At 34.6% G+C, this 12,556-nt stretch carries 6 protein-coding genes; 3 read left to right on the top strand and 3 right to left on the bottom strand.

The genetic code is table 11. The features are described 5' to 3' along the window. Window positions 1–32: 32 nt before the first annotated feature. Complete coding sequence (locus PLA12_08365; protein HOQ32513.1) at window positions 33–950, top strand: HEAT repeat domain-containing protein; 918 nt, start codon at window positions 33–35, stop codon at window positions 948–950. Window positions 951–964: 14 nt separating this feature from the next. On the opposite strand, the gene PLA12_08360 is transcribed toward PLA12_08365, so the two are convergent. From PLA12_08360 to PLA12_08350, 3 genes are read right to left on the bottom strand one after another with little or no spacing between them, the layout of a single operon-like run. Further along, the gene (locus PLA12_08360; GenBank protein HOQ32512.1) at window positions 965–3,388 is read right to left on the bottom strand and encodes a family 78 glycoside hydrolase catalytic domain; all 2,424 of its coding nucleotides are present in this window, start codon (window positions 3,386–3,388) and stop codon (window positions 965–967) included. 15 nt (window positions 3,389–3,403) lie between these two features. Further along, window positions 3,404–4,402, bottom strand: coding sequence for an iron-containing alcohol dehydrogenase (locus PLA12_08355; protein ID HOQ32511.1), 999 nt, complete (start codon window positions 4,400–4,402; stop codon window positions 3,404–3,406). Window positions 4,403–4,462: 60 nt separating this feature from the next. After that, window positions 4,463–9,226 (bottom strand): PKD domain-containing protein, encoded by a 4,764-nt coding sequence (locus PLA12_08350; GenBank protein ID HOQ32510.1) that lies wholly within the window; start codon window positions 9,224–9,226, stop codon window positions 4,463–4,465. 285 nt (window positions 9,227–9,511) lie between these two features. Between PLA12_08350 and PLA12_08345 the strand changes: the two genes are divergently transcribed. Together PLA12_08345 and PLA12_08340 are read left to right on the top strand one after the other, a co-directional pair. Next, entirely contained in the window at window positions 9,512–10,687 is a 1,176-nt protein-coding gene (locus PLA12_08345) for an efflux RND transporter periplasmic adaptor subunit (protein HOQ32509.1), read from the top strand. A gap of 70 nt (window positions 10,688–10,757) precedes the next feature. Beyond that, the coding region (locus PLA12_08340; GenBank protein HOQ32508.1) for an efflux RND transporter permease subunit at window positions 10,758–12,556 on the top strand (1,799 nt) is incomplete at its 3' end.

Here is a 12,556-nt window from a genome sequence, read left to right as displayed (position 1 = left end):
TACTACCTAAATAATTTTATAGGAGGATTAAAATGGGCAAAATTTGTTTATTAAGGTTTCTTTTTTTATCTTTTATTTTTGTAAGTATCTTTTCTTTTTCTGACACATTTACCTTGAAAAATGGAATTACTTTTGATGGAAAAATTGTTGATGAATCTTCTGATGGAATTTATACAATACAAGTAGGTAATAGAACCTTTAAATACACAAAGGACGAAATTGTCAATGTTGAAAAAAATGACAAAACAGGTGAAATAAATTTAGATGAAGCAAAAAAAGAATGGGAGCAAAAAGATAAATTACTCACTGAAAAAACAGGATTAAACAAAGACCAACGAGCAGCAGTTGAAGCACTTATTAGTAGAATACAATGGGGTGAAGAGGTTGACCGAGTTACGGCTAAAAATAGCCTGTTAGAACTTCAAAAAACAATGGATATTTTCCCTTATTTAGAATATTATCTTCCTTCCTATTCTCCAACAACGACACCCCATATTTTAGAAATTTTGTTTAAGATAAATAAAGATAAAGCCGTAAAAATTTTAAGAGAGAAAATTCTTGATTCTGCTCCGACAGTCCGTGGAAAAGCCATTGAACTTTTGGCTATTGCAAAAGATGTAGAAAGTTACAATTTAATTATTCGCGGGCTTGTTGACCCGGATACGGATGTATGCATAATAACGAATTATGCAATAGCCCATATTGGATTAAAGTCTGTTACTCCTGTGCTTATAGAAAACCTTAACCATCCTGAACCAAGAATTGTTAATTCGAGTAAAGAGGCATTGAATAATCTGTGGAAAGTAGAGTTAAACAATAAAAAAATTGATAATATAGAGGAATGGAAGTCTTTTTGGGAACAGCACAAAAACGAAGTAACTGACCCCATCATCTATAAAAAAGATTTAGAACCTTTGATTGATAAAGATTTTCAATATTTTATCGGTTAACCATTGACGAACAGTTAATTCGTCTCTTTAACCAAATTTTTACCAGTTAGATTTTCTATCTCGACAGAATAATCATCCGGGGTATTTATTGCATATCTTATTGTATTATCATCTTGCTGCCATTTGACTTTTATAGTCTGATTACTACCCACAGGAATCTCACCTTCACAATATTTTAACGACAAAGGACGAAATACAATTTTCACTTTTTTATTAACAGGGTCATACTCGCTGACACCCAATGCTATTCTGTCATAAATATATACGACATGCGAAGCAAAGCCATGGTTCAAACTGGCTCCATCATCAACATTTTCCCATAAAGTTCCCGTCCTTTGAGCCATGTAATCCAGATAGCCAACGGATTCATCCAGAACCTTATCTCCTTCTCCACTTAATGTTAATAATTCAGCACGGAGAACATTCCCTATAAATGAATTTGCCAGATAGACTTCTGGATATTTGTTATTCTCTTTACGATGGGGTCCGAAATCATTTCTTAATATATTCCATAAATCGGGATATGTTTCTCTTGTGGCAACTTTAAAGAAAAATGCGAAATATTGACATACCTCAGTGCGATTACGGGTAACTTCTAATTTACCTTCCTTACGAACGGCATTATCTACGAAAAAAGTTCCATCAAAAGACTGTTTGCGTATGGTATCTCTAATTTTTTCTGCTTCTTGTTTGTATTCTGGTAATTTGTATAATTCAGCCACAGTATCAAGAACACCAGCAAATAACATATTCGATGGATAATTTACATCTTGAACAAAATCATTTGCTCTTGACCACTCAACAAATACCCAACTGGGCAATTTTTCTAAAAGTCCATCTGAATTTTTGTATTGGTCGAAAAATTTAACCAGTGCCAATACTTTGGGCTGGAGAGCATTTACCAAATCCCAATCATTGCTTCGTTTTACATATTCACCCAGTTGAACAACAAACCACATAGCCCAATTAGGGATAAATTGTCCGTTATTATGGTCGGAAGGATAACACATAGGTAACATTCCATCGGGCAAAAATTCAAATTTAGGCGGAAGCATAAAGTTTTCAAAGAAATTCTTCTCTACAGATGTATTACCTGTTAAAACAAGTCCTGCCCGTGATGTAAAGAATGAATCGCATAACCAACCTGCTCTTTCTCTATGAGGGCAGTCCATAAAAATATCTACTGCATTTTGAGCAAATGTGGCTCTACCTGCTTCAAAAATTCGGTTTAATCTTTCATCGGAACATACAAATTTCGCTTTTTGAGCCTCTGGATTTTCATAAAGTCTTATACCTGTTGATATAATGGTACTTGATGTATTTGTATTGGTAATTTGCATATATCTAAATGTATAAGGTTCAATAGATTCAAAATTATATTCACCTTTTTCCAATAAGTGTAATGCTATAACATTATGACAACCCAATCGTTTCCAGTCTACTGTTTCATTTCTCAACATTTCATCAAAAGTAATAAACACTTTTGTAGGTTCATCTACTTTTATTTTTAAGCAGACAAAACCTGTCATACTTCTCCCAAAATCAAATACTCTATAAGTTGATGCATTGATAAGAAGAGGAAAACTGACTGATTGTTCTTTTCGTTCTCCCTTTTCAATGGTCATTTTTTGGAAATCTTTCGGGGGCGAATATTCAAGTTGGTTAAAAGGATACCCAAGAAAATCGGACCTTGGTTCAACATTCTTATTAATCCAGGGCTTTTCTATAGGTTTTTGTAAATTAACTTTACCTTCGATGATTATTTTTTCAGGTAATATTTTTTCAAATGTGGGCATAGGAACCCCACGAGAAATAAGTGCTTTATTTTCCAGAATTTCTATTTCATAAGGAGTGGGTGCATTTTCCTTTTTTACTATCCAATCTAATGATTGAGGGGTTAGACGATATGCCTCTGAAAAACCTCTCTGAAAACTATACCGCTCTACTTTTTTAAATTTATAATTTAAATCGAAACCGATAAAGGAATATTTTTCAGAACCTGTGGCACATAAAACCTTATTCCCCTGCATAATCTCCGCTTGAATAAAACCGGGTTGATTTGTAATACCATACCCATTTACATTATAAACAATCGCCTCTATAGCAAGAATATTTTCTCCTTTTTGTAAATAATTAGATATATTTACTTCATCTACACGATGAAAGCCATGTGGACCTCTCGCAGGACCGTAAAACACAAATTTACCATTTACATAAACTCTATAAAAATCATGTCCTGCACAACGCAATAAGACATTTTCAGTATTATCTACATTGAAAATTGCCCGAAAACCCGCAAAGTCATTCATCACTTTTGTTCGTTCTTTTAACCAAATAGGTTTTCCTTCTACAAAAGTTTTTGTTTCAGCCCAGGTTTTCATTGACATTCCAAGTAACAAAATCAATGAAATAATAAGAATACTTATCATTTTTTTCATATCCCTTTCCTTCTTTTAAGTTAAGTTCAGTTCATATAATATATCATTTACAAATTCATTGCTAATGGTTTTTACATCAATAACACTATAAAACAATTCTGTATCATCTTTAAACTTTTTCAACCCTAATAAGGTCTGTGATACTTCATTTCTGGATAGACCATCAACTCGAAACTTAACGCCACATCTTTTTAATAAATTTGTTATCCATTCTACTTTATTCTCCTGCAACCTGCTCATACAAAATATTCCCAGCCCTACTAAATCCCCATGCAAAAATTGTTTTTTGGTTAAATATTCAACATGATAGGCTACGATATGTTCGGAGCCTTCTTCAGGTCGTGCATTCCCAAATATATTACACAATTCCACCTCTTTACAATATAAATCTACAATCGTATCTATCCCCTGAGGAGTAACATTATATATTTCTTCGGCCCTTTTATCTATTGCTATTAGGCACTCTTCTGCTTCTTGGGCAATTTGCCTATCGTATCTTTCATTATTATTCTCTGCGGCACATTTCCAATCCCATAAGGCGGTATGAATACTTAACAGGTCTGCAACTCCTGCCCTATTTAAATGTTTCGGAGCCTCTTGAATTATCCGATAATCAACAAAAATATGATTTGGGATAATGTTCCCTATATAACGGACTACATTATCTTCTCTTACCGCAATAGAAGGAGTAAAGGGGGCATCTACAGAAACTATTGTGGGGACTAATACCAGTGGAATACCTTTTTTCCATGCTATATATTTTGCAAGGTCACAACTCACGCCTCCACCTATTCCGATAACCCAATCGAAATTAGGTAGTTTCTTTTCCATATTTTCAATAACATCTAACTCCATCTCCTGTGCCCAAATAATCTCTGTAGGTTCCCATGAAATATATTTTTTAACTCCTTTCCATGGAATATCCATTGAAACAACTAAAGTTCTACCTTTCAATTCCTTCAGTTTTTTGAGAATATTATCTCCACGAGAAATACAATCATGCACTTTTGTCATTAACAATACCCCACTTCTTATGCCCTTTAATTTTGATAAACCCTATAAAAACTTTTTTACTTACGGCAAAATGGATTGGAAATCATAGATTTCAAATGTCTGAGTAGATGCGTCTTGTATACCATTGGCAATAGCAACATGTCCTTTGAAAGCAGTAGCATCAATTACCAGATTCATCAGGTTGTAATTACTAATGGCTCCTCTTCGCGATAAGGAATACAAACCTGACTCTACTAAGAGCCCGTAGTTATCTCTTATTAAGGTATAAATGCTGTTTGCCCGCGTTGCTGCATCTGCATCGTAAACTACATTTGCTAAAATATTAGGACGATAATCATCGTTTGTATCATTATCTCTTACTAATAACCTCGTTGATGACTTCACCACATATTTTGCTCCTCTCAGTTCATATCTTCCATCTCCTAATAGATAAGAGTGCAATCTACCCAATGAAGAACTACCTGTCCATTCTACAAAAGAATTCAGTCTATTTAAATCATACATAGCACTACGAAATGCGGTTAACATATTCTCATTTAATATGATAGATTCTCCAGAAACAGGTATATCTCCGTATGTTAAGCCCGAGGCATTAACACCTGCTCTACTAACAACCATCCCTGCAAAAGTGAATAATACATGGGGAAATCCGTTTTCCGGTATGTAGAAAACGACAACTGGATAGGTTTGCTGTCCGCCATTATATAGCTGTCTATTTAATGAATATGTTTGAATTAACGGAGAATAATCAAAGAAGGGAGGCATATTGGTTGCTGTTGACCATAGTAAGGAACCTGAAGATTTTGTAGTTGAATACGGACTTAGCCATTCAACTAATTGCAGTTTCCCTAATGCATCATAAGTAATGCCTGTACTATCTGAAATACCTTGTAGCTCTTGTTGTATCCTTTCATCAATACTTCCTTGCTGATTATTCCATGCATTATCAAGATTTGTCTGAGTAACACCGAACCTTCCTAAATTATTTAACACATAATTCGCATGGTTGATGATTTCATTTTTCATCAAATTTCCATAGTCACTACCCATTTGATATGGAGAACCACGAAGGACTAAATATGGGTATTTATAATTTGTATATCTTTCGGAAGTATATTGAGGATAATCTTCCGGTGTAATATAAATAGAAGTTGTGTAAACTAATGGAGGAACTGTTAAACCCGGAACAGCCATTTGAAATCGTGCAGGATTATTAAATGTTAATTGAATAAAATACGCTGTATAACCTTGTGAAGGAGCATTTACCGTTGCCTGGTAAACTCCTGGAGATAAAGGTTGTAGTGTCTCACTTTGATACTGAACTCCAATGTTATCAATCTTATATTTTCTGAAATCTCTTGCGTTGGGATTCGTGCATTTCCATAGTTTAACCTCTTTTATTAAAGAGGTAAACTGACTATCTACAAGTACCTGTAATGTATTTGTACTTCCGTTTGTAACTTTTTGCCATGTAAAAATCGGTAATTGGATATTCTGGGTTTTTGCTAAAAACCATGCCAAAAGATTTTGAACAGCAGGTGTATCAAAATCAAATTCATCTCCAAGTCCATGAGAAACATTGGGAACATAATTTAGATACTTCTCACCTAATAAATCTCTGTAATACCATAGCGAGGAATCTGGGACAAAGAACTCATCACACGAAGAATTCATAAGAAACTTAGGTATATTCTGTGTTCTTTCTAAATACTCATAGGGGTCTACAAGTTTCAAAAGTGCTTCTGCTTCTGGTAGCAAATTTCCGCCGTTAGGGACAAGCCTATCAAAAACCTTCATCTGTGCATAGGCATAAATAGAAGGTGCCCAATATCCGTATACCTTTTTATGATGTTCCATCTGCTTATCCATATTCAGGACATCTATAACAAGCGGTGCAATTGCTTTAATACGGCAATCGGTCAAACCTGCCAGCCATGTTGTCCATCCGCGTTTTGAACCTCCCGATATAATAAATTCAGATGGAGCATTATCTCCCAGAATCGCCTGTGTAGTATCCATAGCACGAACAGCAGCTTTTGCCATTGCAAACAAAACAGGCCAACGATAATCATTGTTACCGTTCTTATACTCATTCATATATCTATCATAACTATAAGCAATAATATCGTCTTCTGTGCGAGATTTAAGAACGACATTTCTTTCTGCATCATAGTCATCAATAAACACAATAGGTTGATTAGGAACATTATCTATATGAACAATTACAGAGCCTGATAAAGCAGCAAGTTCACCCATAAACAATCTTTCATCATCATTAAGTGGTGCACTGTTAATACTTCCTCCGTCAATAAATAATAAAGAGGTATTATTGCGTTTGCGTTCAGGAACAATAATTGCTAAATTATGTTTCCATATCCTGCCACTATACAATTCATCTGCCGAACGCCAGGCTTGGGAAGTCATCCGAGTTATATATGCTGTTGCTAATCGTATTGATACCGAACCTGATGTGTAACTTACAGGATATTCCTCAGGTGTTGTCCATGTGTATTCAGGGTCGCGTTCTCTTACGAATATATCCAAAGGACTTGAATATTCACTTACTTCGACATAGTCTTGTTTGACAGATTCTGATTCAAGACCACCTTCCGTTTGAACTTTTAATTTTACGGTATAAGTTCCCGGATTAGAATACACATGTATAGGAGACGGTTCATTGGAAGTTTCACCGTCACCAAAATCCCATTCCCAATTGACAATGGGGGCTGTTCCTGACTTAGATTGGTCGTAAAACTTGACTTCACTCCCTACAATAGCACAAGGACTTTCTACTCTAAATCCGGCTGTTGGAGGAACTGCAGAACCTATAGTTAATGTTTTTGAAACTGCCGATGTTGTGAGTTGCTCACCACTTTTGGAATGTGTAAATAGCAAATACATCTCTACTTTGTATTTTCCAGGATTTTCAAAACGATGGTTCGGGTTTTGCATAGTTGATACTTCAGAACCATCACCAAATGACCATACCCAACCAATTATAGGACGTGCTCCTTCAGAGTTGGATAAATCCGTAAATTGAACTAAATCTTCTACTGTTATCCGTTTAGGATTATAATCAAAATCGGGTATAGGAGGAGCATCTACATATACTTTAACAGGTTCGCTATTAAATGTTTTTAACGGTGTCTTCACTTTTAATATAACATCATACACTCCTGCTTCTGTATAAATATGGGAAACAGAATCGGTCGTACTCATAGTTTTGACCGGAGACCCATCACCAAAATCCCATTCATAAGTTAATTCTGTCTCTGTTCCTAACGCAGTCCGATTTAGGAAAACCACTTCTTTTTGTATAACAGGACTTCTTGTAGAAACACTTAATTTAGGTATAGGTGGTTTATGAACCGTAATATAAGAACTTTTTGTAATACTACTTTCATTATTGGAAGTCGTGCCTGTGTTTACCGTTAAAGATACTGAATATACACCGGATTGTGTATAAGTATGGCTTGTATTTCCATTTTCATGTGAATAAGGTTGATATTCTATTGTTTCTGTAGAACCATCTCCAAAATTCCATAACCAGCGAACAATTCGCTCTGTCCCCTTTGTAGATAAATCTGCAAAGAATACCGAACTCCCTTCATACAAAACAAGAGGTTCCGCCGAAAATTCTGCAATCGGGGGCAAGTAAATAACTTCTACAGGAAGTGAAAAAGAACTGGTGCCAAATTTATTCGTAACTGTTAATTTTATCTGTTGATTTCCAATTCTTGTAAAAGCATATTGAGGATTCTTTTCATTTGAAGTATTACCATCCCCAAAATCCCATAACCAATCTGTAATAGGTGCACTTCCTTCTTCTGATAAATCCGAAAACTGAACTGGAACATAAATAAATGGCTTTATTTGACTAACAGAGAATTTTGCTTTGGGTGGAATGCCTTCTTGGACAGTTATATATCCATCTTTGGTTACTGATTTATTCTGATTCTCCGTGTATACAGTTAAAGTTACGGAATAAATCCCGGGATTTTCATACTTATGTCTTGGATTTACTTCATTACTTGTTTTCCCATCCCCAAAATCCCAAAAACGATTAATAATATTTTCTTTTTCAGAACGACTTCTATCAATTAACTGAACTTCTTCTCCCAACAGAACTATTTGCGCATTTACAGAAAAATCAACGGTAAGATTACCACTGACAACATTTACAAAATTTTCTTTTACTCTTTTTTCGATACCTTTATCTGTTTCTACTGTCAGGGTAACGGTATAATTCCCAGGCTTTTGATAAAAATATGTTGGATTATAGTCATTAGAGGTTTTTCCATCCCCAAAATCCCATGTTACTTTCTTTATTGCCCCTGATTGAACCGCACTTTGATTAAAGAATCTAACGGCTTCGTTTATGGTGGTAAATTTATTCGATGCATCAAAATCTACTTTTATCAAATCAACTAAAGTTATTAAAACAGTTGTTGAAGGAGCATTGGTAGCCCGAACAATTATATTTCCTGAATTAGGTCCAAGGTCTGTTTTCTCTCTATCTATCTTTATTTTTACGCGTTTTTTATCTAAAGGTCCTGAACTATAACATCCATCATCAACAGAGGCACATCCTTCTACGGAAATCCATGGAACCTGAGACTCAACAATAATTGGGCCTACAGAACTTGTAGTCGTATTTTTCCATACTAAAATATCCGCACTAACATCTTTAGAACCAAAATCTATAGATGTAGGCTCTACAATCAGATTTCCTCCCACTTCTTCTGGTGGACAACCCGAAATTGTCAACAATATTGTAACAAATAGGATACTTTGGACACATAAAAAACATACAGATTTTCTCATACAAAATTTCTCCAGTTGTGTTCTTGTTGTTCACAACAATACTATACAATTATAACATGAATTATATCACTTAATAATAATGCCACTTTTATTATAAATTGTCAAGAAATTATTTACAAATTTTTATTTTCTAAAAAATTAAATTTTTAAAAATAATTACAAAAAAGTGTTACAAAATGTAATAAAAAATGGTCAAATTAGTATATTATATAGATAGAGTACTATTTGACTTTTTTTGTTAAATAAATAAGGTTAATTTATAATAATAAAAAATTGAAGGGCAATATGAAAACGACATTATATCATTTCACATCATTGTGTATTATAGTTATAACTATATTAACTCTCCACAGTTGTTCACTGAACAAAAAAGTTGATGCTAATGATGATGCTCAGATAAATACAACCAAGCCAATAGCCTTTCCTGTTGAAGCAGTATTTCCTACTAAGAAAGATGTAAGTAAATATTTTGAAACTACAACGAGAATCTCGGCTGAAAGAAAAGTAGAAGTAATATCTAAAGGAATGGGGATTTGTGAAGAGTTACTTGTTGAAGAAGGGGATTATGTAAAAGAGGGACAAATTTTAGCGAAATTAGATACTTCAGAAGTTGAAACTCAAATTCTACAAACAAGGGTAAACATAGAAAAATGTAAATCCGCATTAGTAATTGCAGAAAATAGTTTGAAAGAAGGTATCGGTTCAAAGGTAGAAAGGGACAATGCCCGTTTTGCATTAGATGCGGCAGAAGCCACTCTTAAAATCCAACAATTACAATTAAAAAATCAAACCATCACAGCACCTATAAATGGAATAATTACAAAAAGGAATATACAGAAAGGCGTATTAGTAAGTACAGGTATGCCTGTATTTTCTATTGTAGACCCGGATTCTTATGTATTACCTATAAACATTCCCGAACGCGAAGTTTCAAAAGTATATATAGACCAAAAAGCAGAGGTTGTGGTTGATTCCTGTCCGTCGGAGAACTTTATCGCAACTGTTTTCCGAATCAGTCCTACTATAGACCCTTCCTCCGGGACAATTAAAACGACTCTACACTTTCTTGAAAACGATAAAAACAACTGTATTAAAGATTCAGCATTTGCAAGAGTAAAATTGGTTATGGAAGTGCATCCTCAGGCAATAGTCATACCTAAAGATGCTGTTTTAGAAGAAAGTGGAAGAAAATATATCTTTACCGCACAGACAAAAGATGCAGAAGATTTGAAGAAACTTGATTATGACGAAATAAAAAATAAATCAATACAATTTACTGCACAGAAAGTAGAAATTCAAGTCGGTCTCGAAGACAGTTCTTATTATGAAGTATTAAAAGGTATTGATGAACATACACTTGTAATTACATTAGGGCAAATGAATTTAAAACCGGGTTCTGTTATTGAAGTAACATCGCTTGAAAAAATATTGAACTCGGACAATAATACCTCAAATACTTGAATTATTTATACTTAGATTTCTAACATTCAGAGAAATCCAAATACATAAAAAAATGCAGTGGGGAGAAACCGTGAGCGAACAAACAATAAAACAAAAGACATCATCTTTAATATCCTTCCCAATACATCGGCCAGTAACCACAATAATGATATTCACTACCATTATTGTGTTCGGTTGGCGTTCCTATCAAAAACTTCCCATCAACCTAATGCCTGAAATATCCTATCCATCTCTAACTATACGCACAGAATTTGAAGGGGCAGCACCTGAAGATGTAGAGAAATTGGTTACGCGTCCTCTTGAAGAGATGTTAAGTATTGTCAGTGGACTTGTAGAAATTAGCAGTGTTTCCTCTGTAGGACTTTCTGAAATAACCCTCGAATTCCTCTGGAATACAGATATGAATGTTGCACAGCAAGATGTGCGTGACCGATTGGATTTGTTTGAACCACCTAAGGAGGTTACTAAAAAACCTGTTATTCTAAGATTTAACCCGAATCTGGACCCTGTAATACGCATAGGAATTACTCCACCTGAAAATTTAAATCCTGAGGAAAAAACTGAATATTTGACCACACTTCGTGAATCTGTTCAAAGAAAACTTAAAAGTGATTTAGAAGCAGAAACAGGAATTGCACAGGTTGTTGTAAAAGGTGGACAGGAAGAAGAGATACAAATTCTTGTGGATAGCAAAATGCTTAAGTCTTTAGGGCTGTCTTTAGACGACATCATTCGAAGTTTAGCAAGTCAAAATATTAATGTTGCGGGGGGAAAATTAGTCGAAGGGAAAACAGAATATATTGTCCGAACTCTTAAAGAGTTCAAGGATATTGAAGATATAAGAAATGTAATCGTTTCCTCGCCTGTGGGAACATCTTCTGCGGATTCCAATTTAATATCCAATTTATCCTTAAAATCTTTAACCACTTCTCCTCAAAATTTATCTGCTTTACCTCAAAAATCAGTTCCTATTAAATTAAAAGATGTCGCTACAGTCCGTTGGGGAAATAAAGAAAGAGATACGATTATTCGAATTAATGGTGAAGACGCCATAGAAATAGAAATTTATAAAGAAGGTGACTCCAATACAGTTACCGTATGTAATCTTGTAAAAGATTTGTTAGGAATTGAAAGAAAAAAAAGTTTTTCTGAATTATTAGATGAACAAATATCTTTCGGCCTCCAACCCGTTGCTAAAGATGCTGATGGTCAACATACTCTTGAAGACCCCAAATCACGAAAGGAGCAATTCAAAAAAAAGAATTTGCTTAGCACACTTCCGTCTGATGCCAAAATTCATATAATTAGCGACCAATCACAGTTTATTATCAGTTCTATACAAGAAGTGCAAAATTCCGCTATTAATGGAGGTATATTAGCACTACTTATTCTTTATCTTTTTCTTCGTGAGTTGCGAAGTACTCTAACAATAGGCTTCGCTATTCCCATATCCATTATTACTGTTTTTATCCCTATGTTTATGAGAGATATTTCTCTTAACATCATGTCATTGGGAGGGCTGGCATTAGGTATTGGTATGTTAGTAGATAATTCTATTGTAGTATTAGAAAGCATTTCTCGGTGCCGAGAAGAAGGAGATTCTATAGTTGATTCTGCCATTCGAGGGACATCTGAAGTAGGTTCCGCTGTGATTGCTTCTACATTAACTACTGTAGCGGTATTTTTCCCGGTAGCCTTTGTAGAAGGAATAGCCGGACAGATTTTTGGAGACCTCGCCTTAACTGTTACTTTTTCACTTCTTGCTTCTCTATTTGTTGCTTTATTCTTTAATCCCTTAGTCGTATCAAAAACACACTTCATATCTGAAAATACCCAATATATTTTCCATCCTGTTCGGACATTCTTATA

It is taken from the genome of Candidatus Hydrogenedens sp. (assembly GCA_035378955.1).
Taxonomy (GTDB): Bacteria; Hydrogenedentota; Hydrogenedentia; order Hydrogenedentales; family Hydrogenedentaceae; genus Hydrogenedens.
This window is presented reverse-complemented; position numbering and strand designations above follow the sequence as displayed.

Bases quoted from the DNA above. Each gene is read 5' to 3' on its own strand.
- PLA12_08365 (HOQ32513.1), top strand. From the start codon at position 33: ATGGGCAAAATTTGTTTATTAAGGTTTCTTTTTTTATCTTTTATTTTT.
- PLA12_08360 (HOQ32512.1), bottom strand. From the start codon at position 3,388: ATGAAAAAAATGATAAGTATTCTTATTATTTCATTGATTTTGTTACTT.
- PLA12_08355 (HOQ32511.1), bottom strand. From the start codon at position 4,402: ATGACAAAAGTGCATGATTGTATTTCTCGTGGAGATAATATTCTCAAA.
- PLA12_08350 (HOQ32510.1), bottom strand. From the start codon at position 9,226: ATGAGAAAATCTGTATGTTTTTTATGTGTCCAAAGTATCCTATTTGTT.
- PLA12_08345 (HOQ32509.1), top strand. From the start codon at position 9,512: ATGAAAACGACATTATATCATTTCACATCATTGTGTATTATAGTTATA.